The 25,213-nt window shown below is 65.3% G+C and carries 20 protein-coding genes; 15 read left to right on the forward strand and 5 right to left on the reverse strand.

What is annotated here, in order from left to right; translation table 11 throughout:
- The first annotated feature begins 50 nt into the window (after positions 1–50).
- The 6 genes from RND64_RS11020 (at position 51) to RND64_RS11045 (ending at position 5,002) form a co-directional block, all read left to right on the forward strand.
- Positions 51–893 carry an undecaprenyl-diphosphate phosphatase gene (locus tag RND64_RS11020; RefSeq protein ID WP_049697529.1) on the forward strand — a complete coding sequence of 281 codons (843 nt, stop codon included), beginning with the start codon at positions 51–53 and terminating at the stop codon, positions 891–893.
- A gap of 56 nt (positions 894–949) precedes the next feature.
- Positions 950–1,732 (forward strand): MSMEG_4193 family putative phosphomutase, encoded by a 783-nt coding sequence (locus RND64_RS11025; protein WP_049697360.1) that lies wholly within the window; start codon positions 950–952, stop codon positions 1,730–1,732.
- A 25-nt stretch (positions 1,733–1,757) separates the two neighbouring features.
- Positions 1,758–2,456 (forward strand): DUF3090 domain-containing protein, encoded by a 699-nt coding sequence (locus tag RND64_RS11030; RefSeq protein ID WP_049697361.1) that lies wholly within the window; start codon positions 1,758–1,760, stop codon positions 2,454–2,456.
- 5 nt (positions 2,457–2,461) lie between these two features.
- Positions 2,462–3,319: an SCO1664 family protein gene (locus tag RND64_RS11035; RefSeq protein WP_049697362.1), complete on the forward strand. Its 858-nt coding sequence runs from the start codon at positions 2,462–2,464 to the stop codon at positions 3,317–3,319.
- A 72-nt stretch (positions 3,320–3,391) separates the two neighbouring features.
- A complete protein-coding gene (gene mshC, locus RND64_RS11040) occupies positions 3,392–4,645 on the forward strand; it encodes a cysteine--1-D-myo-inosityl 2-amino-2-deoxy-alpha-D-glucopyranoside ligase (protein WP_049697363.1) in 1,254 nt (417 codons plus the stop codon).
- Between the two features lie 48 nt (positions 4,646–4,693).
- Positions 4,694–5,002: a hypothetical protein gene (locus RND64_RS11045; RefSeq protein WP_005202917.1), complete on the forward strand. Its 309-nt coding sequence runs from the start codon at positions 4,694–4,696 to the stop codon at positions 5,000–5,002.
- Positions 5,003–5,047: 45 nt separating this feature from the next.
- Here RND64_RS11045 and RND64_RS11050 read toward each other — a convergent pair whose 3' ends face one another.
- Positions 5,048–5,926, reverse strand: coding sequence for a PAC2 family protein (locus RND64_RS11050; protein WP_049697364.1), 879 nt, complete (start codon positions 5,924–5,926; stop codon positions 5,048–5,050).
- A 51-nt stretch (positions 5,927–5,977) separates the two neighbouring features.
- Between RND64_RS11050 and metH the strand changes: the two genes are divergently transcribed.
- Entirely contained in the window at positions 5,978–9,562 is a 3,585-nt protein-coding gene (gene metH / locus RND64_RS11055; RefSeq protein WP_049697365.1) for a methionine synthase, read from the forward strand.
- A 9-nt stretch (positions 9,563–9,571) separates the two neighbouring features.
- Here metH and RND64_RS11060 read toward each other — a convergent pair whose 3' ends face one another.
- Positions 9,572–10,510, reverse strand: coding sequence for a manganese-dependent inorganic pyrophosphatase (locus tag RND64_RS11060; protein WP_049697366.1), 939 nt, complete (start codon positions 10,508–10,510; stop codon positions 9,572–9,574).
- A gap of 152 nt (positions 10,511–10,662) precedes the next feature.
- Between RND64_RS11060 and RND64_RS11065 the strand changes: the two genes are divergently transcribed.
- From RND64_RS11065 to hisG, 4 genes are all read left to right on the forward strand, one after another.
- A complete protein-coding gene (locus RND64_RS11065; protein WP_049697367.1) occupies positions 10,663–12,255 on the forward strand; it encodes a membrane protein in 1,593 nt (530 codons plus the stop codon).
- A gap of 51 nt (positions 12,256–12,306) precedes the next feature.
- Complete coding sequence (locus RND64_RS11070) at positions 12,307–12,981, forward strand: HAD family hydrolase (RefSeq protein ID WP_049697368.1); 675 nt, start codon at positions 12,307–12,309, stop codon at positions 12,979–12,981.
- A gap of 38 nt (positions 12,982–13,019) precedes the next feature.
- Complete coding sequence (locus RND64_RS11075) at positions 13,020–13,301, forward strand: phosphoribosyl-ATP diphosphatase (protein ID WP_197494490.1); 282 nt, start codon at positions 13,020–13,022, stop codon at positions 13,299–13,301.
- A 74-nt stretch (positions 13,302–13,375) separates the two neighbouring features.
- On the forward strand, positions 13,376–14,221 hold the full coding sequence (gene hisG / locus RND64_RS11080) for an ATP phosphoribosyltransferase (protein WP_049697531.1): 846 nt from the start codon (positions 13,376–13,378) through the stop codon (positions 14,219–14,221).
- A gap of 25 nt (positions 14,222–14,246) precedes the next feature.
- On the opposite strand, the gene RND64_RS11085 is transcribed toward hisG, so the two are convergent.
- Positions 14,247–15,089 carry a thioesterase family protein gene (locus tag RND64_RS11085; protein ID WP_049697369.1) on the reverse strand — a complete coding sequence of 281 codons (843 nt, stop codon included), beginning with the start codon at positions 15,087–15,089 and terminating at the stop codon, positions 14,247–14,249.
- Positions 15,090–15,377: 288 nt separating this feature from the next.
- Between RND64_RS11085 and RND64_RS11090 the strand changes: the two genes are divergently transcribed.
- Positions 15,378–16,919 carry a PE-PPE domain-containing protein gene (locus tag RND64_RS11090; RefSeq protein ID WP_331436636.1) on the forward strand — a complete coding sequence of 514 codons (1,542 nt, stop codon included), beginning with the start codon at positions 15,378–15,380 and terminating at the stop codon, positions 16,917–16,919.
- A 39-nt stretch (positions 16,920–16,958) separates the two neighbouring features.
- Here the strand turns inward: RND64_RS11090 and RND64_RS11095 are convergent, their stop codons facing one another.
- The gene (locus RND64_RS11095; RefSeq protein WP_049697371.1) at positions 16,959–17,906 is read right to left on the reverse strand and encodes a RecB family exonuclease; all 948 of its coding nucleotides are present in this window, start codon (positions 17,904–17,906) and stop codon (positions 16,959–16,961) included.
- Between the two features lie 119 nt (positions 17,907–18,025).
- Between RND64_RS11095 and RND64_RS11100 the strand changes: the two genes are divergently transcribed.
- Together RND64_RS11100 and arc are read left to right on the forward strand one after the other, a co-directional pair.
- Positions 18,026–18,856: a tRNA (adenine-N1)-methyltransferase gene (locus RND64_RS11100; protein ID WP_049697372.1), complete on the forward strand. Its 831-nt coding sequence runs from the start codon at positions 18,026–18,028 to the stop codon at positions 18,854–18,856.
- Positions 18,857–19,045: 189 nt separating this feature from the next.
- Positions 19,046–20,842: a proteasome ATPase gene (arc, locus tag RND64_RS11105; RefSeq protein ID WP_049697373.1), complete on the forward strand. Its 1,797-nt coding sequence runs from the start codon at positions 19,046–19,048 to the stop codon at positions 20,840–20,842.
- Positions 20,843–20,947: 105 nt separating this feature from the next.
- Here arc and glgP read toward each other — a convergent pair whose 3' ends face one another.
- Positions 20,948–23,521, reverse strand: coding sequence for an alpha-glucan family phosphorylase (gene glgP, locus RND64_RS11110; RefSeq protein ID WP_049697532.1), 2,574 nt, complete (start codon positions 23,519–23,521; stop codon positions 20,948–20,950).
- Between the two features lie 91 nt (positions 23,522–23,612).
- On the opposite strand from glgP, the gene dop reads away from it, so the two are divergent.
- Positions 23,613–25,112 (forward strand): depupylase/deamidase Dop, encoded by a 1,500-nt coding sequence (gene dop / locus RND64_RS11115; protein ID WP_049697374.1) that lies wholly within the window; start codon positions 23,613–23,615, stop codon positions 25,110–25,112.
- Positions 25,113–25,213: the final 101 nt, after the last annotated feature.

Genomic DNA, 25,213 nt, shown 5'->3' on the forward strand with positions numbered 1-25,213 from the left:
CATCCGGTGTGCCGCTCGCGCGTCGCATACGACCGGTAGCATCGTCGCCCGTGACCGAGACCATGACCTGGGCCCAGGCGATCGTGCTGGGAATCATCCAGGGCCTCACCGAGTTTCTTCCGATCTCATCGTCGGCCCACCTGCGCATCGCCTCGGAACTGATGTTCGGTGGCGACGCCGGAGCGTCGTTCACCGCTGTGATCCAACTCGGAACCGAGGCTGCGGTTCTCGTGTTCTTCGCCCGCGACATCGGCCGCATCATCACCGCCTGGTTCCGCGGACTGTTCAACAAACACGAGCGCAACCTCGACTACCGGATCGGTTGGTACGTGATCTTCGCGACCATTCCGATCGGCATCATCGGCTTCTTGCTGAAGGACGAGATCCGCACCGCTGCGCGCAACCTGTGGATCACCGCGATCGTCCTGATCGTGTTCTCGGGAGTGTTCTGGCTCGCCGAACGCGTCGCAACACAGTCGCGGTCGATCGAGCAGCTCACCCTGCGCGACGGCCTCGTCATGGGTCTCGCGCAGTGCCTCGCCCTGGTGCCCGGCGTGTCACGCTCGGGTGCGACGGCAAGCGCAGGTCTGTTCCTCGGGCTCGAGCGCGAGGCCGCCTTCCGCTTCTCGTTTCTGCTCGCGATCCCCGCGGTACTCGCTTCCGGGCTGTTCAGTCTCCCCGACGCCTTCCACCCCTCGGGCGACGGTATGGAGGCCACGGGCGCACAACTCGCGGTGGCCACACTGATCTCCTTCGTCGTCGGCTACATCTCCATCGCCTGGCTGTTGCGCTTCGTCAGCGGACACTCGCTCAACTGGTTCGGCGTGTACCGCGTGGCCCTCGGCCTCGTCGTGATCGGTCTGCTTTCCGCCGGGGTCATCAGCGCGACCTGACCTGCGCCGTGTCGGCCGTCTGTGCCGCAGCGGGCGCGAGTGCCTATGGTTGAGGGATGACCGTGATCCTGGTTCGCCATGGCCGGTCGGTTGCCAATACCTCGGGCGTACTGGCCGGCCGCACGCCGGGCGTCGCCCTCGACGACAAGGGACGCTCGCAGGCGGCGGAACTGGTGAATCGACTCGGCTCGTGCGTCGAGCAGATCACCGCGGTGGCTCGCTCACCATTGCAACGGTGTGGTGAGACCGTTGCACCGTTGCTCGCAGCCATCACCGAGCAGACCGGTCGTCAGGTTCCCGAGGTGGTCGTCGACGATCTCGCAGAGGTCGACTACGGCAGTTGGACCAACCGACCGATCAAAGACCTCCTCGCCGAGCCCCTCTGGAAGGTGGTGCAGCAGCACCCGTCGGCTGCCGTCTTCCCTGAGGGTGAGGGCCTGTCTCAGGTTCAGGCCCGTGCCGTTGCCGCGATACGCAGGCTCGACCGCGAACTCGGGGGGCCGGACGGCTCCGGAGTCTGGGTCGCGTGCTCACACGGCGACGTGATCAAATCGGTGATCTCCGACGCGATGGGTGCCCACCTCGACACCTTCCAACGGATCGTCATCGAACCGGCGTCGATCAGCATCGTCCGCTACGGCGCGACACGCCCGTACGTGCAGACGGTCAACAACACCGCAGTGATCTCGATACCGTCGCCCCCGCCGAAGAAGAGCCACGACGCCCCCTCCCACGACGCCGGAGCCGAGGACGACGCGACCATCGGAGGCGAGACCGGCGTCGACGACAACCCCCTGCGACCGGCAACTTCTGCACAGGCTCCCGCCGGACGCGGATAATGAACACACGAGAAAAGGAGGTGTGATGTCTCGAGCGATCCATGTCTTCCGCAGCCCGGACCGGTTTGTCGCCGGTACCGTCGGACAACCGGGCGACCGGACGTTCTACCTCCAGGCTGTCCACGAGGCGCGCATCATCAGCGTGATGCTCGAAAAGCAACAGGTGCAGATCCTCGCCGATCGGATCGGCGCTCTGCTCGACGAGATCCATCGCAGGTTCGGCACCCCGATTCCACCGCCGTCCGACCGCGTCGGAGATCTCAGCCCCCTGGTGATGCCGGTCGACGCCGAGTTCCGGGTCGGAACCATGGGCCTCGGCTGGGATGCCGAGTCCGAGGCCGTCGTCGTGGAGCTGCTCGCCATCACCGAGGGTGAATTCGACGAGAGCGTCGTCCTCGACGACACCGACGAGGGTCCCGATGCCGTCCGCGTGTTCCTCACCACGCAGGCCGCGCGCGAGTTCGCCGCGCGATCGTCGCGGGTCATCTCCGCCGGGCGGCCGCCGTGCCCGCTGTGCGCCGAGCCTCTCGATCCCGCCGGTCACCTCTGTGTCCGCACAAACGGCTTCAAACGCGACGCAGAGCTGAGCAAATCGATCGAATTCGTCGACCCGGAGGTGTTCCGCGATCTGTCGCTCGGCGATGACTCGGGTCTCTACGACACAGACGACGAAGGTGACGAGTCAGGAGAAGGACCCGACGCCGACAGCCCGGGGCGGGATTGACACCGATGCAACCGGGGGAGGCCGCAGGCGAGCCCGGTACGGGCGGCATCACCTCAGATGATGCGCTCCGCGAGGGAGAACTGGTCATCGTCGGCCGAATCCCGACGGCGAGCAACGCGACCCTCGTCTGCGACGCAACACCGTCCACCGGCGGCAGCGTTCGGTGTGTCTACAAACCGATTCGTGGCGAAGTGCCGCTGTGGGACTTTCCCGACGGCACACTGGCCGGGCGCGAGGTGGCGTCGTACCTGATCTCCGAGGCACTCGGCTGGCACACGATCCCGACGACGGTGATGCGCGACGGTCCGCTCGGCCCCGGAATGGTCCAGCGCTGGATCGACACCCCCGATCCCGACTCCGGCGACCTCCCGGCGGCTCGCGTCGACCTCGTGGACCTGTGCCCGCCCGACACCGTCCCGGACAACTATCGGCCGATCCTGCGGGCGCTCGATCCACTTGGTGAGCAGGTCGTTCTCGTCCACGCCGACGATCCGCGCCTGCTGCGGATGGCGGTGCTCGACGTCATCCTCAACAACGCCGACCGCAAGGGCGGACACGTACTCGAAGGTCTCGACGGCAACGTCTACGGCGTCGACCACGGCATCTGCCTGCACACCGACGACAAACTGCGCACGGTGCTGTGGGGCTGGGCGGGTGATCAGATCCCCGGCCACCTGATCGCCGATATCGCGACGCTCGCCGAGGCCCTGGAGTCCGACGACTCGCAGCTGCGCGCGGCACTGGCCCCACACATCACCGACGACGAGATCGACGCACTCGCCCTGCGCGCCATCATCCTCGCCGAATCCGGCAGGCTTCCCATGCCGCCGCCTCACCGGCCCATTCCCTGGCCACCGTTCTGACGACCTATTCAGACAGCCCGTTCTGACAGCCCTGTTCGGACCCGTCTGAGAGCGGCCAATACAGTGGGACATATGCAATCGTGGCCCCAACCGGCTGTGCCCACCGTCGGCGGATCCGGACCCGCGCTCCGCCTGTACGACACCTCGAGCCGCACCGTCCGACCCGTCTCGCCCGGCGCGACCGCGACCATGTACGTCTGTGGCATCACGCCCTACGACGCAACGCATCTCGGTCACGCGGCCACCTACCTCACTTTCGACATCGTCAACCGGGTGCTGCGCGATCAGGGGCATGAGGTGCACTACGTGCAGAACATCACCGACGTCGACGACCCGCTGTTCGAGCGTGCGGCCCGCGACGGCGTCGACTGGCGTGCGCTGGGCTCCGAGCAGATTCAGCTCTTCCGCGACGACATGACCGCGCTGAGCGTCCTACCGCCGCGCGACTACATCGGTGCGATGGAATCCGTCGACGAGGTCATCGAGATGGTGGGCAAGCTCCTCGCCTCCGGCGCGGCGTACGTCGTCGACGATCCCGAGTTCCCCGACGTGTACTACCGCGCGGATGCCACCGAGCAGTTCGGCTACGAATCCGGGTACGACCGGGCGACGATGGAGCGGTTCTTCGCCGAACGGGGCGGCGACCCCGACCGTCAGGGCAAACGTGACCGCCTCGATCCCATCCTGTGGCGGGCGCGTCGCCCCGACGAGCCGTCGTGGGATTCGCCGTTCGGACCGGGACGTCCCGGCTGGCACGTCGAGTGTTCGGCGATCGCGCTGAACCGGCTCGGCGTCGAATTCGACATTCAGGGTGGCGGAAACGACCTGATCTTCCCTCATCACGAGTTCTCCGCAGCGCATGGCGAGGCGTATACGGGCGCTAGGCGCTTTGCGCGCCACTACGTGCACACCGGCATGGTCGGACTCGACGGCGAGAAGATGTCGAAGAGCCGTGGAAACCTCGTGTTCGTGTCGGTGCTGCGCCGTGCGGGTGAGGATCCCGCGGCGATTCGGCTGGCGCTGCTCGCCGAGCACTACCGCGCCGACCGCATGTGGAGCGATGCCGTTCTCGACGAGGGCCGCGCACGTCTTCACCGGTGGCAAACTGCCACGTCGGCACCGACCGGCCCGGACGCCGCACCCGTCATCGCCCGCGTTCGGGAGCATCTCGCCGACGACCTCGATACACCGAAGGCCCTTGCCGCCATCGACGGGTGGTGCCGAGATGTCGAGCAGGGAATCGGACAGTCGACGACCGCTCCCGGCGATGTCGCCACCGCCGTCCAAGCACTGCTCGGCGTCGAATTAGGCCACGCGACACGATGATCCGACGCGATTCGTACGCCGGCGGCGTAGCTTAGTAGAGTTCTCCGGGTGGCCCGCGTTCAGGAGATCCGACCCAACACCGAATCCGGCGTGTACACCGTGATCACACGGACCTCGACGTATCTGCTCGACTTCAACGACATGACTCTGCTGCGGGCTCCGGGAGTGGGAGGCACCGACAGCGAGGAGTGGGCGGTCAGCAGGCTGCGTCGCGACTCCGAAGACATCCCGCTCCTCGGTGTGAAGTCATGCCGAGTGGGCGAATCCGCACAGTTCTGGGTTCGCGCCGCCGACGACCCGGACGTACGCACCTGGCGTATCACGACGCCGGTCGTCTCCATCGAACGCATCGACTGACCGGCGAGCGAGCAGCCCGTCGGACAGCGACCCAGTCGCTGAAACTCAGCCTCCGAAAGGACCGGGTCGACGCCGCTTGAGGTACCGCTCGAATTCGGCGGCCAACGCGTCACCGTCGATCTTGGCCATCGCCTCGTCGGTATCGAGTTCCGCGTCACCGCGCTCCTCGAGGCCTCGGACGTAGTCGGCGATCTCCTCGTCGTCCTCGGTCATCTCGGTGACCGCCTGCTCCCACTCTTCGGCCTGCTCGGGCAGCGTGCCGAGCGGTACCTCGATGTCGAGGACCTCTTCGACCCTGTTGAGCAGCGCGACGGTCGCCTTGGGGTTCGGGGGCGTCGACACATAGTGCGGGACCGCAGCCCAGAACGACACCGCGGGCAGCCCCGCTTGCACGAACAGATCCTGCAGCACCCCGGTGATCCCCGTCGGGCCCTCGTAGCGGTTCTCGGCGAGGTTATAGCGCTCGGCCGCTTCGCTGCTGTAGGCGCTTCCGGTCACCGGGACCGGACGGGTATGGGGAGTGTCGGCGAGCAACGCACCGAGCATCACTGTCGTCTCCACACCCAGCTCGTGCGCGAGGTCGACGATCTCGGCGCAGAACGCGCGCCAGCGCATGTTGGGTTCGATTCCGCGCACCAGTACGATGTCACGGTCGGCTCCCTCGGGGCTGCAGTAGGAGATGGATGTCGTCGGCCAGTCGATTCGGCGGGTGACTCCGTCGATTTGCTTCACCGTGGGCCGATTGACCTGGAAGTCGTAATAGTCGTCGGCATCGATGTCGACGAGGGGGCGCGCGTCCCAGGTCAGCGCGAGATGCTCGACGGCACTGCTGGCCGCGTCTCCGGCGTCGTTCCAGCCCTCGAAGGCAGCCAGCAGGATCGGCCGGCGCAACCGGGGAAGGTTCGACAACTGCTCTGCGTTCACTGAACCAGCCTACGACCTGATCACAAGAGAGAGCGAACTACGCTGAGAACCATGTCCAACCCCTCCCGTACCGCCACCGACTTCGACACGACGTTCCTCACGGACATGTCGCGTCGAGTATTGATCGGCGATGGGGCGATGGGCACCATGTTGCAGGCCGCGGATTTGACGCTCGACGATTTCAACAACCTCGAGGGTTGCAACGAAATCCTCAACGACACCCGCCCCGACGTTCTCGCAGATATCCACCGCGCCTACTTCGAGGCGGGCGCCGACGCTGTCGAGACCAACACGTTCGGCTGCAACCTCTCGAATCTCGGCGACTACGACATCGCCGACCGCATCCGCGAACTCTCTTTCAAGGGCACCTCCATCGCCCGTGGCGTCGCCGACGAGATGGGGCCGTCGAGTGACGGCACCGGACGTTATGTTCTCGGATCGATCGGCCCCGGCACCAAGCTGCCGAGCCTCGGCCACACCACGTTCGAGGCCATCCGCGACGCCTACTTCGAATGTGTCGCAGGCATGCTCGACGGCGGCGCCGACGCAATCCTCGTGGAGACCTCGCAGGATCTGCTGCAGGTGAAGGCTGCCGTGCTGGCCGCCAAGCGGGCGATGGCCCAGCTTGGGCGTCGCATTCCGATCATCTCCCACGTCACGGTCGAGACCACGGGCACCATGCTGCTCGGTTCCGAGATCGGCGCGGCGCTCACCGCCATCGAGCCGCTGGGCGTCGACATGATCGGACTCAACTGCGCCACCGGGCCGGCCGAGATGAGTGAGCATCTGCGGTACCTGTCGCGGCACGCCACCATCCCGGTCTCCGTCATGCCCAACGCAGGACTCCCCGAACTCGGCCCCAACGGCGCCGTCTACCCGTTGCAGCCCGACGCGCTCGCGGAATCATTGGCGACGTTCGTCGGTGAATTCGGGCTCTCCTTCGTCGGCGGTTGCTGCGGCACCACGCCCGATCACATCCGTGAGGTCGCGGCCGCGGTCGGCGGCGTGACCAAAGCGAAGCGGACCCCGCAGCACGAGTCGGAGACGTCGTCGCTGTACACCGCGGTGCCCTTCGACCAGGACGCCAGCTTCCTGGTGATCGGCGAGCGCACCAACTCCAACGGTTCCAAGGCTTTCCGCGAGGCGATGCTCGCCGAGGACTATCAAAAGTGTCTCGACATCGCCAAGGATCAGACCCGCGACGGCGCGCACATGCTCGACCTCAACGTCGACTACGTCGGCCGCGACGGCGCAGCGGACATGACAGCGCTCGCCAGCCGTTTCGCGACGTCGTCGACGCTGCCGATCATGCTCGACTCCACCGAGCCGGAGGTGATCCGCGCAGGACTCGAGACGCTTGGCGGTCGGTGTGCGGTCAACTCCGTCAACTACGAGGACGGCGACGGACCCGATTCGCGATTCGCACGCATCATGCGGCTCGCCGTCGAACATGGTGCCGCTGTGGTGGCACTGACGATCGACGAAGAAGGTCAGGCGCGTACCGCGGACTGGAAAGTCCGTGTCGCAGAGCGGCTCATCGCCGATATCACCGACAACTGGGGCCTCGCCGAAGAGGACATCATCCTCGACACGCTGACGTTCCCGATCTCGACGGGTCAGGAGGAGGTCCGCAAGGACGGCATCGAGACCATCGAGGCCATCCGTCGGCTGCACGAGGCACATCCGGACGTGCACTTCACCCTGGGCATCTCCAACATCTCCTTCGGGCTGAATCCCGCTGCGCGCCAGGTGCTCAACTCGGTCTTCCTGCACGAATGCGTGCAGGCGGGTCTCGACACCGCGATCGTGCACGCGTCGAAGATCCTGCCGATGGCTCGCATCCCCGACGAGCAGCGCGACGTGGCGCTCGACCTGATCTACGACCGTCGACGCGACGGATACGATCCGCTGCAAAAGCTCATGGAGCTCTTCGAGGGCGTCTCGGCGGCGTCGGCCCGCGAAACCCGTGCGGCAGAACTGAACCGGCTTCCGCTGTTCGAGCGACTCGAGCGTCGCATCGTCGACGGGGAGCGCAACGGACTCGAGGCAGACCTCGACGAGGCGATGACGCAGAAGCCGCCGCTGGAGATCATCAACGAGACGCTCCTATCCGGCATGAAGACCGTCGGCGAGCTGTTCGGATCCGGCCAGATGCAGCTGCCATTCGTGTTGCAGTCTGCCGAGGTCATGAAAACCGCTGTGGCACATCTCGAGCCGCACATGGAGGCCACCGGCGAGGACGGCAAGGGACGCATCGTGCTCGCCACCGTGAAGGGCGACGTCCACGACATCGGCAAGAACCTCGTCGACATCATCCTGAGCAACAACGGCTACGAGGTCGTGAACATCGGTATCAAGCAACCGATTTCGACGATCCTCGAGGTGGCCGAGGACAAGCGTGCCGACGTGATCGGCATGTCGGGGCTGCTGGTGAAGTCGACCGTCGTCATGAAGGAGAACCTCGAGGAGATCAACGCTCGAGGGCTGGCGGACAACTATCCCGTCCTCCTCGGCGGAGCGGCGCTGACACGGTCGTACGTCGAGAACGATCTGTCGGAAGCCTACGAGGGCGACGTGCACTACGCGCGTGATGCCTTCGAGGGTCTGCGCCTGATGGACGACATCATGGCGCTCAAACGTGGTGGGGGATCGGTGCCCGAGAGCGCCGACTCGATCGCCGCAGCCCAGAAGGCCGCCGAGCGCAAGGCACGGCACGAACGATCGAAGCGCATCGCTGCCAAGCGCAAGGCCGCGGAGACTCCGATCGAGGTGCCCGCACGCTCGGATGTGGCCGCCGACAACGACGTTCCGACGCCACCGTTCTGGGGGACTCGGATCATCAAGGGCGTACCTGTCGCCGAGTACCGCCAACTGCTCGACGAGCGCGCTCTTTTCCTCGGCCAATGGGGTCTGCGCGGAGCGCGCGGCGGCGACGGGCCGTCGTACGAAGAGCTTGTCGAAACAGAAGGTCGTCCGCGGCTTCGCTACTGGATCGATCGGTTGTCGACCGAGGGCATCCTGCAGCACGCGGCCGTGGTGTACGGGTATTTCCCGGCGGTCAGCGAGGGCGACACCGTGCATGTGCTCACCGAGCCCCGCCCGGATGCCCCTGTGCGGTACAGCTTCTCGTTCCCACGCCAGCAGCGGCCGAAGTTCCTGTGCATCGCCGACTTCATCCGCTCGCGCGACGACGCCATCGCCACCGGACAAGTCGACGTGCTGCCGTTCCAACTCGTCACGATGGGCCAGCCGATCGCCGACTTCGCCAACAAGCTCTTCGCCGACGACGCGTACCGCGACTACCTCGAGGTCCACGGCATCGGAGTGCAGTTGACGGAGGCGTTGGCCGAGTACTGGCACCAGCGGGTGCGCAGCGAACTGACGGTGGGGGACAAGTCATTCGGGTCCGAGGATCCCGACGCGGCCCAGGGCTTCTTCGACCTTGAGTATCGCGGTGCGCGCTTCTCGTTCGGCTATGGCGCGTGCCCGAACCTCGAAGACCGCATCACGATGATGAAGTTGCTCGAACCGGAACGCATCGGCGTCGAACTGTCGGAGGAGTTGCAGCTTCATCCCGAGCAGTCGACGGACGCCTTTGTTCTGCACCACCCGGAGGCCAAGTACTTCAACGTCTGAGCATGCGCGTCACGTGGCGCGCAGTACCTCGGTCAGCTGCGGGACGATCTGCTTCTTCCTGGAGACGATCCCGGGCGCTTTGGCGTGGCCGTCGCGGACGGTGACGCCAAGCGCCTTCTCGACAGCCTCGACAGGCGAGCCCACGACGAGTAGGTCGGAGTCGACCTTCAGCACGTCGGTGAGCAACAGGAGGAACAGGTCGTATCCCTGTTGTCGCGCTTCGGCATCCATCGCGGCGAGGAACTCGTCGCGGCGTGCGAGCAGACTGTCGACGTCGACGGTGTTGATCTGTGCGACGCGGACTGTCGTCGACCCCATGGTGTAGCTCTTGGCGTCGCGGTCGATGAGTTCGGCCGCCGACGCGTCGCCGACGTCGGAGCCCGCGCGGAGTAGCTCGGTGCCATAGTCGTCGAGGTCGATTCCGGCGCGCTCGGCGAGTTCGGTTGCCGCAGCTCGATCGAGGTCGGTGGTCGTCGGCGAGTGCAGCAGAAGTGTGTCGGAGATGATCGCCGACACCATCAGTCCGGCGACGTCTCGTGGCGGTGTGAGGTCGTTCTCGCCGAACATCCGGTGCAGGATCGTGCACGTGCAGCCGACGGGCTCGGCGCGAAACCAGAGCGGAGCAGCGGTCTCGAAGTTGGCGATCCGGTGATGATCGACGACCTTGTGGATGGTCACGTCGGCGAGATCGGCGACACTCTGCTGACGTTCGTTGTGGTCGACGAGCATCACACCGTCTGCCTCGGGTCGTGCACGCTCGATCGCTCGCGGCGCCTCAACCCCGAAATGATCCAGCGCATAGCGGGTTTCGGGCCCCGGCGAACCGAGAGCCACCGCCTCGACGTCGAGTGTCGGATCGAGCGAGCGCTCGAGATGCGCCATCGCGATCGCCGACGCGATGGCATCGGTGTCGGGGTTGCGGTGTCCGAAGACGAAGACCTTCGACATGACTCCTCCGGGGCTGCTCGGTGATGTCGGTGCTCTCTGCCGACATTACGGTCACTCCGTCCCGAGCGAGCTCATCCGGGGTGAATCCACTGGCGTGAACCAGACAGTCTCTTTCCACCGACCTCCCAGCTTCGCCGGTCACAGTGGGGACCATGTCGTCGACTCTCACTTCCGCAAGCCCTCCCGCACGTCCACAGACACCTGTCTCCGGCGGAACCGTCGCACAGCCCGACCCGACCCCGCGCGACGCGGTGCCACGGTGGGTGCGATGGGGTGTGCTGTGGGCTGTGCTGGCGGTGGGTCTTGGTGTGCGGTGGTACTTCCTCGACCGCCAGACGATGGACTACCAGAACTTCTTGAGCCGCTGGTACGACACTCTCGACGAGCAGGGGTTCAGCGCGTTCCGTGAGCAGTTCGCCGACTACAACTATCCCTACCTCTATCTGATCTGGCTCCTCACCGTGCTGCACGTGCCGTCACTGATCGGCATCAAGGCGCTGTCGATCATCTTCGACGTCGCGCTGGCGAGCTTGGCGTACCGGATCGTCGCCCTGCGGACGGATCGATTCTGGTTGCCCGCGTTGGCGTTTGGTGTCGTGTTCCTCCTGCCGTCGGTGATCATGAACAGCGCCTGGTGGGGGCAGGCCGACGCCATCTACACCGCGTGCGTGGTGGCGGGGATCTACTTCCTGCTGCGCGCTCAAGGCAGCGATACTCGTCGGGGCGATACTTCCGGAGTCGATTCTGAGCGACAGGCGCACGTCGGGAATCGGCCTGCGTGGGATGTGCGTGCGTGGAATCCGTACGTGTCGAACTCCGTGGTCGCGTGTGTGTTCTTCGGCCTGGCGATCAGCTTCAAACTGCAGGCGATCTTCGTGTTGCCGGTGGTGTTGTGGTTGCTCGTTCGCCGTCGCATCCCCTGGTATGCCCTGCTGGCGATACCGGCCGTCTACGTGCTGCTCGACATTCCCGCGGTGGTGGCGGGCGCGTCGTGGTCGACAGCGCTCTCGGTGTACCTGAACCAGACCGACTCGTACAAGCAGCTCACGCTCGGCGCCGCGAACCTGTATCAGCTCATTCCGATCTCGGGAGACGCCACCTGGCTGGCACATCTCGGTATCGGGCTGGCCGCGCTGGTGATCGTGGTGTTCCTGGCCTGGTCGTTGTGGAAGAAGCCGGCCGTCACACCTGCCTCGATCCTCGTGATGGCAACGGCGAGTGCTGCCATCGTGCCGTTCCTCTTGCCCGCGATGCACGACCGATACTTCTACACCGTCGAGATTCTCAGCGTGATCGCCGCGTTCTACCTGCCGCTCTGGTTCATCGCGGTGCCGTTCCTGATCCAGGCGTCGGCGATCGGCGTCTACCACTCGTCACTGTCCGGCGATCAGGGCCACGGCATGACCAGGCAGTTCCACGGCAACAGCGGTGGTGCCGGACAGCCCTCCGGACAACCTGGGGGACAGCCGTCCGGACAACCCGCCGGGCAGTCACCTACCGGCCAACAAGCCGGTCCGGGCGGACCGGGCCGACCGGGCCGACCGGGTGGACGCGGCGAACAAAGCGGGCCAGGTCGACCGGATGGACATGGCGGAAGCGGTGGCTACACATCGGGCCGGGGTGATACCGCGCTGACGGTCTACGCCTCCCTGATGGCCGCGGCTGTGCTGGGACTGGTGATCAGCGTCGTCGACACCGTCAGACGCCCGGCCCCTCGCCCCGTGCACGACGACGCCGCCACGTGAGCCGAATCACCGGATTAGCTGCGCGTTGTCCGCATCGGCGATGATTCTCGGGTGACGACCTCGACAGAACCAGCCCGTCCGGCCGCGGTCCTCTGGGACATGGACGGCACGCTGCTCGACTCCGAGAAGCTGTGGGACATCGCCGTCGCCGAACTCTCCGAACGTCACGGCTACGCGATGACGCCGGAGCTACGGGAGTCGACGCTCGGCAACTCCATGACCGACGCGCTGACCAAGGTCTTCGACGCTTCCGGCGTGCCCGTCGACGAGCGTGACCATGCAGCCGACGAGCGATGGCTGCTCGATCGGGTGGCGCAACTGTTCGCAGTCGATCTGCCGTGGCGACCGGGCGCGTTCGAGGCGCTGACGACCATCGCCGCCGCCGGTATCCCCATGGCGCTGGTCACCAACACCGTGCGCGAGCTGACCGATCAGGCGCTCGACACGATCGGTCCGCACTTCTTCACGGTCACCGTGTGCGGCGATGAAGTGGAGCACGGCAAGCCGGCGCCGGATCCCTATCTGCGGGCGGCGGCACTACTCGGCGTCGAAGCCAGCCAGTGTGTCGCCGTAGAAGATTCGCCGACCGGAACGCAGTCGGCGGTCGCCGCCGGGTGCACGACGATCGTCGTGCCGTCGGCCGCCGACGTCCCGCAGGGTCCTCGACGCCGCTTTCGACGCAGCCTCGACGGTCTGACGATCCTCGATCTCGCACGGCACGACTAGTCGTTCGGCGATCCCGTGAGTCGATCCCATGTGCGCGCATGGGACAATCGACACCCGTGAAGACCTTCGATGAGTTGTTCGCGGAGCTGACCGACAAGGCGACCACGCGTCCCGCGGGCAGTGGCACCGTCGCCGCACTCGACTCCGGCGTGCACACACTGGGCAAGAAGATCATCGAAGAGGCCGGCGAGGTGTGGTTGGCCGCCGAATACGAATCCGACGAGTCGCTCGGCGAGGAGATCTCGCAGCTTCTCTACTGGTTGCAGGTGATGATGATCAAACGGGGCCTCTCACTCGAGGATGTCTACCGCCATCTGTAGGCCGTGACCGATTCGGTCCCGGCCCGCCCGACCTACAGACCACAGACGATTCATCGACATCCCCTGGAGTGACCATGCTGCGCGTTGCAGTCCCCAACAAAGGTGCCCTTTCCGAGTCCGCGGCCGCCGTGCTGGCCGAGGCCGGCTACCGAAAGCGATCCGACTCGAAGGATCTCACCGTCCTCGACATCAACAACGACGTCGAGTTCTTCTTTCTCCGACCCAAAGACGTCGCCATCTACGTCGGCGCGGGCACACTTGATCTCGGCATCACCGGGCGTGATCTCGCTCGTGACTCGGGTGCCCAGGTCGACGAAGAGCTCGCGATGGGCTTCGGGTCCTCGACCTTCCGCTATGCGGCTCCCGCAGGCCAGAAGTGGAGCGTCGACGATCTGGCAGGCAAGCGTATCGCGACGTCGTATCCGAACCTGGTGCGCGACGACCTCGCGTCGCGGGGGATGACGGCCGAGATCATCCGCCTCGACGGTGCGGTCGAGATCTCCATCCAGCTCGGGGTCGCCGACGCGATCGCCGACGTCGTCGGATCCGGACGGACTCTGCGACAGCACGGCCTCGAGGCGTTCGGCGAATCGCTCTGCGACTCCGAAGGTGTCCTGATCAGCCGTGCCGGCGTCGACCCCGACAAGCGCGCCACGCAGTTCATCAAGCGAGTGCAGGGCGTGGTGTTCGGACAGCAGTACGTGATGATCGATTACGACTGCCCTCGATCGCTGTTGGAGCAGGCGACCGCCATCACTCCCGGCCTCGAGTCGCCGACCGTCGCTCCGATGGCCGATCCGGAGTGGGCGGCCGTACGCGCAATGGTGCCGCGTCGCGATCACCAGAACCTGATGGACGAGCTCTCGGAGCTGGGTGCGCGCGCGATCCTCGCGTCGGACATCCGGTCCTGCCGCTTCTGACGTCTGGCGGAAACCCGAGAAACGCTCAGCGCGGAACGAGTAGCACCGTCTGGGCCGAGCGGCCCAAGAAGCCCCTGACGTCGTAGAGATCGGCGAATGTGGCGCCGTAGCCGTGGCTGCCCGCGGCCATGTCGGCATCGATGCCAAGCCACGGCGTCGACGGTTGGCCGACGAGGTGCACCGTGGTGTCGGTGTTCATCCAGGTCCACTCGTCGGGTCGCAGCGTCGTTCCGAGTCCGTTCGCCACGTCGATAACAGTGAAGACCGACTCCATATTCGACATGGTCTCGCCTTCCACCAGGTCGATCGAGGGCTTGATCCACACCGCGGGTGTCTGGCCGTGCAATCCCGGCGTCGCCGCGGTCTCCGTCGTCCCGATGAAGCCGACGGTGCCCCAGTCGACGCCGAGGTCGCTGTTTGCGGTGACACCACGAACCACGGGCAGTGTCTCCGGCGACGGCAGCGGTTCGCGCGGCGCGTGGGTGATCGCTGCCGAATCCGTTGTGCGCATGCGCCACCCGATACTCTGTGCCGCCAGGCGATATGTACCGTCGGGCTGCCTGACCTCCAGGTCGGCTTCGATCAGCGCAATCTGTCGTCCGGGGCGAACCGCCCTCGCGCGGACCCGATTGAGTCCCAAACCTATCGGCCCGAGGATCTCGGTCGTCACCCGGGTGAACTCTTGCGTGGGATTCGGCGCGCACCGTAGGAGACTGCGCATCAACAGACCCGCGGGAGGTCCTCCGTGCTGGATGTCGGAGGCCCACACACTCAGGGTTGCGGACGTGGGTGAGAAGTACTCGAAGTCGTCAGCGTCGTCGTCGGTGTTCGGGATGTCGTCGACGCGTTCGTAGTAGCAACTCTCCACGGCCCGACCCTAGATCACGTGAACCTCAAGCCCCCGATCAGGTCGGTGTCATCCGATCGGACGCTTTCATTCCTACGTTTAGACCAAATCGCTACAAGTCCACGTCGTCAGTGTGGTCAAACGACCACACTCGGGCATGTTCGCGACAGTTATTTTGACCATTGAGATCGCAATATTCGGTCACGAACATCCCTGCCGCCTCATCTGCAGCGGCACTGACACATGAGGTTGCCCGTGTACCGACTCCGGAAATCGGTCGGCAGTGCTGCCGTCGGTTGTGCGCTATGTGTGGGAACTGTTGTTCCCCTGGCCCTCTCGTCGACAACGGCACACGCCGGCGTACCGTCCGCGGAAGCAACTCAACACACCGTCGACGGCCTCGCCGCCTCCGGAGTCTTCCGTCCGTCCGAGCCCGACGACGGCACCGGTCCGGACTGGTTGAGTACGGCGATCGGAGCGCACAACGGCGATGTCCTGATCGTCATGACCCCTGGTACCGATGACGGCACCCTTTACCCGCGCCTCAAGGGCTTCCGAACCGGGGACAAACCGACGTACATCATCGACTACCCCGAGTCGATCGGGCCGATCATCGGCGGACGCTCCGACGCCGCGCTGCCGATCTTCGCCCCGACCTACGACCAATCACGCGATGTGGCGATCACGAAGAACCTCGCGACCATGCGAGCTTTCGCGACGCAGCAGGGTGCGAATCCCTTTGTCGTCTACACGGGCTACTCCCAAGGTGCCGAAGCCCTCGGCAACGCTGCCGAGCAGGCCGTCGCCGCCAATGAAGACGGGCCGTCGATCGATGTCGAGCGGTCCCACATCGTTCTCATCTCGGATCCGCGCAGCCCGTGGGGGCTGAAGGCCTGGGCCGCCGACCACGCGGCAGTGGCCGGGCTGATGGAGATGTTCGGTGCCGAGTCCAACGGGGCGCGTGACCCGGAGGCAACCGGCGACCTGCCCGTGACATCGGTGATCGTGGTGGGTGATCCCGTCGCCAACTTCCAATGGGCCTCGTCTCGGCCTGTGAGCTCGCTCCTGGTCAACGCAGCGGGATTCATCACGATCCACACCGGGCTAGGCGAACAGAACTACGGCAATCTCATCGATTACAGCCAGGAGCCGTCGGTCCTGCGCAGCGCCGACGGCAACACCACCTACCTCGTCTACACACCGAAACACCATCCGCTGACGGCGCTCGCTGTGCTGGTCAATAGTCGGCTCGGCATCGCCGTCGACGACGATGAGGTTGCCCGCTGGGATAGCGTCAACAACGCCTTTTATCCGCTCCAGGCTCCGGGCGTGCAGAACGCGGCCGTCGACGTCGTCGACCCGACCGCTGCTGCTCGCACGGCACCGACAGACGTGCCGAGTTCGGCGTCGCGCGCCGCCGTCGAGAACACCGAGACGCCGGTACCCGCGACGCTGTCTTCGGATACCGAGGAGTCCGTCGGCGAGCAACAGCTCGACGCGGTCCAGCCGTCGACACGCGGCCGCCACCGCGCGCCCGAGCAGGCAAAAACCCCTCCAAAGCTTCCGACCACGTCCCCTGCGGCCCCGACAGTGGGTTCCCCGCAGATCACCGACCCGACGTCGCAATCACCAGCAGGACCCCAAGCACCAGCAGGACCCCAATCACCAGCAGGACCGCAGTCACCGGCGGCTACGCCGACGCAGTCAGATGGACCTCGGCACGCGGCGCAGACACAGCCGGACGCGGCGAAAGCCGGGGCGTTCAAGGACGGTGCGGCGTCGGAAGGCGGCAGGCACGCGGTGACCGGGCAGGGTCGGCATGCAGCCGAGAACACCGAGAATGCCGCTTAGGCAACAGGATTCGGACGAGAAGGACTGACAGTCGCGCGATCAGGCGACGAATCCGGGCGGGGGACCGGGGTACTCGGGGATCTCGCCACCGAACTCGGGACACCGAGACTTGTGTTCGCACATCCGGCACAGGGCTGATCGTCGAGGCCGGAAGTCTCCGGAGGCGACCGCTTCGCGGATCGCCTGCCAGATGGCCGAGAGCGTACGACCGAACCGTTCGAGCTCGTCGTGGTCGGGTGTGTAGCTGAGCACCTGGCCGTCGGAGAGATACATCAGTTGGAGGCGGTGGGGAACCACACCCCTGATACGCAGGATCGCCAGCGCATAGAACTTCATCTGGAACAGTGCTTTGGCTTCATACCCTTCACCTGGTGCGCGGCCCGTTTTGTAGTCGACGATGCGGATCTCGCCGGTAGGCGCGACGTCGATTCTGTCTATGAAGCCACGCATCAGGACGTCGTCGCTTTCGATCTCCACGTGTTCTTCGACGGACTCGGGTGTGAACGCGGTGGGATTCTCGAGGCGGTAGTAGTTGCCGATCAGCTTGATGGCTTTTTCGACGAATTTGTCGTCGTCGCCGTCGAGTATGGCGCCCAATGAGGGGTCGGCTTCGCACATCGCCGCCCACGCGCCCTCGACGAGGAACTCGGCAGATTCGCGGGTTCGGAGCTCGGCGGGCAGATCGAACAGATTCTCCAGCGCCGCATGGACGACCGTGCCACGCGTCTGCGCCTGCGTCGGCGTCTCCGGGAACCTGTCGATTGCCCGATAGCGGTAGAGCAATGGGCATTGCTTGAAATCGGCGGCCCTCGACGGCGACAGGGCAAGCGGCCGCCCGACGAGTCCCCGCCCATGTCCCCGGCCACTCGTATCCGGACTCGGAGATGAGGATGTCTCGGGTGCCTTGGCCGGAGACGTCGCAGAATCGTCGGCCGTCCCGTCGTTCCGGACGATGGGGTCGGTGGAGGACCCAGAGTACGCAGTCATGCTCACATTTGGCAGGGTAGGTCGCGGCAGTGACATTGCTGCCGCCCGACATGCGCACCCTGACCTCGGATCTTTCCCATCGGTCACATGCGTCACAGCAGTCTCGAGAGGAAACACACATGGCGTCGAGTGGCGTGTTCGTCGTGGGCGATAGAGTCCAGCTCACCGACGCCAAGGGCCGGAAGTTCACGGTCAATCTCGAGTCCGGTAAACAGTTCCACACCCACCGTGGCGCCATCTCGCACGACGATCTGATCGGATCGCCCGAAGGCAGCATCGTCAAGGCCACCAGCGGCACCGAGTACCTCGCTCTGCGGCCGCTGCTCGTCGATTTCGTCCTGTCGATGCCGCGCGGAGCTCAGGTCATCTACCCCAAGGATTCCGCGCAGATCGTCAGCGAAGGCGACATCTTCCCGGGTGCTCGAGTTCTCGAGGCCGGCGCCGGATCCGGCGCCCTGACATGTTCGTTGCTGCGGGCCGTCGGGTCAGAAGGCGAAGTCGTGTCGTACGAGATTCGTGAGGATCATGCCGAGTACGCACGCCGCAATGTCGAGACGTTCTTCGGCGGGGCGCCCGACAATTGGTCGTTGACTGTCGCCGACCTCGTCGAGGTCGACACCAATGAGCGATTCGACCGCATCATCCTCGACATGCTTGCGCCGTGGGAAACCCTCGACGTCGTACGAACGGTATTGAAACCAGGCGGGGTTTTGACTGTGTATGTGGCAACGGTCACCCAGCTGTCGCGGGTCGTCGAAGCGCTCCGCGAACAGGAATGCTGGACCGAACCGCACGCGTGGGAATCGCTCGTCCGTGACTGGAGTGCCGTTGGCCTCGCCGTGCGACCCGAACACAAAATGCAAGGACACACGGCCTTTCTCATCACCGCACGACGCCTGGCGGACGGAGTCACAACCCTGCGTCCCCAGCGTCGACCGACAAAGGGATGAGTTCAGCTCAGAGGGTATGAACAAAGCGCGGCTTCGCCGGAGAAACACCGCGAATACGTTGCGAAGACTCACATTTAACACGCCGTCAACACCACGTATCGCGCGGTGCGCGGCGATATTTGCCGCCTCCCGGTAGCGTGGTGTTACGGCGCAACCCACTGGGGTAGTCGCCGGGGAGAGGAGTCAGCAATGACCGAATCTGATCGCCATGAAGCCTCCGGTGAGAATGTGGCAGACGAGACCGCAAGCCATGATCTCAATTCGTCCGGGGACCAATTCACTCCTGCTTACACGCCCCCGCTGCACGCAGAAGCCGGCCGCCCTTCCTTCGGGCGTCCAGCGGATGCCTCGGACCTCCAGGAGCGCGTCGACAATCTGACGACACGCAACGCCAAGCTCCTGGAAACCCTCAAGGAAGCGCGACAGCAACTCGTTGCCCTCCGCGAAGAGGTCGACCGTCTCGGGCAACCACCGAGTGGGTACGGCGTGCTCCTCGAGATCTACCCCGATCAGACCGTCGACGTCTTCACGTCGGGCCGCAAGATGCGTCTGACGTGCTCGCCCAACATCGACCTCGACTCGCTGAGCAAGGGGCAAACCCTGCGCCTCAACGAGGCACTGACCATCGTCGAGGCGTGCGAATTCGACTCGGTCGGCGAGATCAGCACGCTGCGCGAGGTTCTCGGCGACGGCCAACGCGCACTGGTCGTCGGCCATGCCGATGAGGAACGAGTCGTGTGGCTCGCCGAACCGCTGCTCGGCGATGTCGACGGTGAGGACGGCAAGCGTCGCAAGCTACGCCCCGGCGATTCGCTGCTGATCGACACCAAGGCCGGCTTCGCGTTCGAGCGGGTGCCCAAGGCCGAGGTCGAGGATCTCGTCCTCGAAGAGGTGCCGGACGTCGGTTACGAGGACATCGGTGGTCTCGGTCGGCAGATCGAGCAGATCCGCGACGCCGTCGAACTCCCGTTCCTGCACAAGGACCTCTTCCGCGACTACTCACTGCGTCCGCCGAAGGGTGTGCTGCTCTACGGCCCTCCCGGCTGCGGTAAGACGCTCATCGCGAAGGCAGTCGCCAACTCTCTTGCCAAGAAGATCGCGACCGCGCGTGGCGACGACGCCAAGGAAGCCAAGTCGTACTTCCTGAACATCAAGGGTCCGGAGCTCCTCAACAAGTTCGTCGGCGAGACCGAGCGACACATCCGCCTGATCTTCCAGCGCGCACGTGAGAAGGCATCGGAGGGCACTCCCGTCATCGTCTTCTTCGACGAGATGGACTCGATCTTCCGCACCCGCGGATCAGGTGTCTCGTCCGACGTCGAGACCACCGTCGTGCCGCAGTTGCTCAGCGAGATCGATGGTGTCGAGGGCCTCGAGAACGTCATCGTGATCGGCGCGTCCAACCGTGAAGACATGATCGACCCGGCGATCCTGCGCCCGGGACGTCTCGACGTGAAGATCAAGATCGAGCGTCCGGACGCCGAGTCGGCGATCGACATCTTCTCGAAGTACCTCGTCGAGCAGCTTCCGGTGCACGCAGACGATCTCAACGAGTTCGGCGGCGACCGCACCGCATGCGTCAACGCGATGATCGAAAAGGTCGTCGAGCGGATGTACGCCGAGAGCGACGAGAACCGGTTCTTGGAGGTCACCTACGCCAACGGCGACAAGGAGATCATGTACTTCAAGGACTTCAACTCCGGCGCGATGATCCAAAACGTCGTCGACCGTGCGAAGAAGTACGCGATCAAGTCGCAGTTGGAGACCGGCGCCCCCGGTCTGCGGGTGCAGCACCTCTTCGATTCGATCCTCGACGAGTTCGCCGAGAACGAGGATCTGCCCAACACCACCAATCCGGATGACTGGGCGCGTATCTCGGGCAAGAAGGGCGAGCGGATCGTCTACATCCGCACGTTGGTCACCGGCAAGAGTTCCGGCGCAAGCCGTGCCATCGACACCGAGACCAACACCGGTCAGTACCTGTAGATCTTCGGTTCCTGCAGGTCTTCAATACAGGCAACTGCGGCCGACCCGTTACGGGTCGGCCGCAGTTGTGTATGGCGCGATCTGTCTGGCCCAGGTGTATTCGGGTTACGAGGGCATCGCGGGCGGCTCGCCTGCCGACGCCGGGTAGCGCACCAAGCCCAGTTCGGCGTCGTCGGTGAGCAGCGGATGCCGCGGCAGCACACGCGCGGTGTAGCCGAGCACCCCCGATCGATACGGTGCGACGGCCGCTTGGTAGCGAGTCCGGCCGGATGCGTCGGTCCCGGGCACCGGTTCCATCGGCGAGTGCACCGCGTCGTAGATGTCGCCGTCGTCGGTCACCCGACCGAGCACGGCCTGCACGGTCACCTCGTCCGGCGCCAGTTCTCCGAGCGAGACGTGCGCAGTGAGGTCGAGCTCGTCGTCCGGAGTCGTCGACTCGTCGATACCGGCGATCGCCACCGACTTCCACGACGACGCCAGCGTCGAACGGTACGAAGCCAGCGAGGTGGCCAACGCGTACCCGTCCGCGCACGCCTGCTGGTACGAAATCCCCGCCGGCACATAGAGTTCGAGGGTGTAGTCGCGGACCATGCGCGATGCGAGCACCTTGGGACCGAGCACGGCGAGAGTGTGGCGGACCATCTCCACCCACCGCGTCGGCACGCCGTCCTCGCGCGAGTAGTACAGCGGGACGACGGTCTCCTCGAGCAGCGAGTACAGAGCCTCGGCCTCGAGGTCGTCGCGGCGATTCTCGTCGTTCACGCCTTCGGCCGACGGAATCGCCCAACCGTTCTCGCCGTCGGCCATCTCGTCCCACCACCCGTCGAGGATCGACAGGTTGAGCCCGCCGTTGAGCGCCGACTTCATCCCCGACGTTCCGCACGCCTCCATGGGACGTACCGGATTGTTGAGCCACACGTCGCAGCCCGCGTAGATGTGTCGCGCCATCGAGATGTCGTAATCGGGGAGGAAGACGATGCGGTCGCGCAGTTCGGGATCCTCGGTGAACTTCACGATCTGCTGGATGAGCGCCTTGCCGCCGTCGTCGGCCGGATGCGCCTTACCCGCGACGACGAGCTGCACCGGCCGTTCCGGATCGGTGAGGATCCGGCGCATCCGGTCGGGGTCACGCAGCATCAGCGTCAGCCGCTTGTAGGTGGCCGCCCGTCGCGCGAAGCCGATGGTCAACGAGTTGGGGTCGAAAAGGTCTGCGGTCCAACCGAGTTCGGCGTCGGTGAAGTCGCGGTCGCGGCCACTCGCATAGGCGCGACGACGCACCTCGTCGACGAGGCCCGCTCGCAACTCCGAGCGGATCGCCCAGAGGTCTGCGGCGGGCAACGCCTCGTAGACCGCGGGCGCCGCGTCCTCGTTGCCCCCACTGACGTCCTGCCATTTGCGCGCAACCCACGTCGGTCCGTGCACGCCATTGGTGACCGCACCGATCGGCACCTCGTCGGCGTCGAATCCGGGCCACAGGTCGGAGAACATCTCGCGGCTGACCGCGCCGTGCAGTTGCGACACCCCATTGGATCGCTGCCCGAGGCGAAAACCCATGTGCGCCATGTTGAATACACCCGGATTCGACTCGTCGCCGAGTTCGAGAACCGTGTTCGCCGACAGCCCCGGCAACAGATGCGACGTTCCGTCGGGGCCCGGATCGAGGTAGAAGCGCACGAGATCGTCGGGGAAGCGGTCGATTCCGGCGGGGACGGGTGTGTGCGTCGTGAAGATCGTCGACGCTCGGACCACGGACTCCGCGGAATCGAAGTCGAGCCCAGCGGAGTCGACGAGCTCGCGGACCCGCTCGACGCCGAGGAACCCGGCATGGCCCTCGTTCATGTGAAAGACGGTGGGCTGTGCGCGTTCTGCGAGACGGACGTACTCACGCAGGGCTCGCACCCCTCCGATGCCGAGCAGGATCTCCTGCTTGATGCGGTGATCCTGATCGCCGCCGTAGAGACGGTCGGTGATGCCGCGCAGCTCGTCGTCGTTGGCAGCGATGTCGGAATCGAGGAGCAGCAATGGGATTCGACCGACGGTGGCAACCCACACCTGTGCATGCAGCGTGCGCCCGCCGGGCATGGAGATCTCGATGATCACCGGCTTCTCCGCGGCATCGGTCAGCAGCGTCAGCGGTAACGCGCCCGGATCGTTGACCGGATACCGCTCGATCTGCCAGCCGTCGTGGGACAGACTCTGCCGGAAGTAGCCGCACCGATAGAAGAGTCCGACGCCGATCAAGGGCAGACCGAGATCCGACGCCGCCTTGAGGTGGTCGCCTGCGAGGATGCCGAGACCGCCGGAGTAGATCGGCAGCACCTCGGAGATGCCGAACTCCATGGAGAAGTAGGCGATGCCCTCGGGCATGGGGTCTCCCGAGTCCGCCCGGTCGCCGTACCACTGGGGCGACGTGCAGTATTCGTCGAGGTCAGCACGTAGCGCGGTGAGTCGGGCGAGAAAGTCGGAGTCGGTCGACAACTCTGCGAGTCGCTCCGGCGATACCTCCGCGAGCAACCGCAGTGGATCGCCCGTCGCTTCCCACCGCTCGGGGTCGACGGTGGCGAACAGGTCCTGGGTCGGTGCGTGCCAGACCCATCGGAGATTGTGGGCGAGAACGGCGAGATCGGACAGGGGAGTGGGCAACGGAACCCGAACGGTGAACCGGCGGAATGCTTTCACGTGTAGAAGGTCCCATACGAGCGTCGCCGGTGCGACCGATGCGCGGTGGTGGGTCCGACCTTTCATCCGACCGACATCTAGTCTCAATACCATGCAGCGAATCATCGGCACCGAGGTTGAATACGGGATCTCCGCGCCAGGCGACCCGACCGCGAATCCGATCATGACGTCGACACAGGCAGTGCTCGCGTACGCCGCAGCAGCAGGGGTGCCGCGCGCCAAGCGGACCCGCTGGGACTACGAGGTCGAATCGCCGCTGCGCGATGCGCGCGGTTTCGATCTCGGGCGCGGCACCGGACCAGCCCCCATCATCGACGCCGACGAGATCGGCGCCGCGAACATGATCCTCACCAACGGGGCGCGTCTCTACGTCGACCATGCCCATCCCGAGTATTCGGCACCCGAGGTCACCGACCCGCTCGATGCCGTGATCTGGGACAAGGCGGGCGAGCGTGTGATGGAAGCTGCGGCGCGCCACGTCGCGAGTGTGCCCGGCGCACCTCGCCTGCAGTTGTACAAGAACAACATCGACGGAAAGGGTGCGTCGTACGGCACCCACGAGAACTACCTGATGAACCGCGACACGCCGTTCACCGCAGTCATCGGCGGTCTCACGACCTTCTTCGCGTCGCGACAGGTCATCACCGGCGCGGGTCGTGTCGGCATCGGGCAATCCGGCGACGAAGCCGGCTACCAGCTCTCGCAGCGGTCGGACTACATCGAGGTCGAGGTCGGACTCGAGACGACGCTCAAGCGCGGGATAATCAACACCCGCGACGAGCCGCACGCCGATCCCGAGCGCTACCGCAGACTCCACGTGATCATCGGCGACGCCAACCTCGCCGAAACCGCGACGTATCTCAAGGTCGGCACGACGTCGTTGGTGCTCGACCTGATCGAGGCCGGTGTCGACTTCTCCGATATCGAACTCGCGCGCCCGGTGTCGGCGGTGCACGCGATCAGCCATGATCCGACGCTGCAGGCGACGGTGGCGTTGACCGACGGCCGCGAGCTCACCGCACTCGCACTCCAGCGCGAGTATCTCGAGCGATGCACGAAGTTCCACGAACGTGAGAATTCCGACGACGCGCGGGCGATGGACGTGTTGCGCACCTGGGCCGACGTTCTCGATCGCCTCGAGCGCGACCCGATGGAATGCGCAGACATCCTCGACTGGCCCGCGAAGCTCCGCATCCTGGAAGGGTTCCGCCAGCGTGAGGGGCTCGGTTGGTCGGCGCCGCGACTGCAATTGATCGACCTGCAGTACTCCGACGTCCGACTCGACAAGGGCCTCTACAACCGTCTGGTGGCGCGCGGCTCGATGAAGCGACTCGTCGACGAGGCCGATGTGACGCGCGCGATCACCGAACCCCCGGAGAACACCCGGGCGTACTTCCGTGGCGAATGCCTGCGCCGCTTCGGCGCCGACGTCGCCGCAGCAAGCTGGGACTCGGTGATCTTCGACCTCGGAGGCGATTCGTTGGTACGGATTCCGACACTGGAACCCCTGCGCGGAAGCAGGGCACACGTCGGCAAACTCCTCGACTCCGTGCACTCGGCATCCGAGCTGGTCGATCAACTCACCACCTGATCGGTTCTCGACGCGTCTCGGTTTCAACCGCCCTTTCGCACACGTCACAGGTAGTGTGGATTCACGAGCTGGAAGTGTCTGCGCCGCACCGCGATGCAGCA

This window comes from Gordonia sp. w5E2 (assembly GCF_036540975.1).
Lineage (GTDB): Bacteria > Actinomycetota > Actinomycetes > Mycobacteriales > Mycobacteriaceae > Gordonia > Gordonia jacobaea.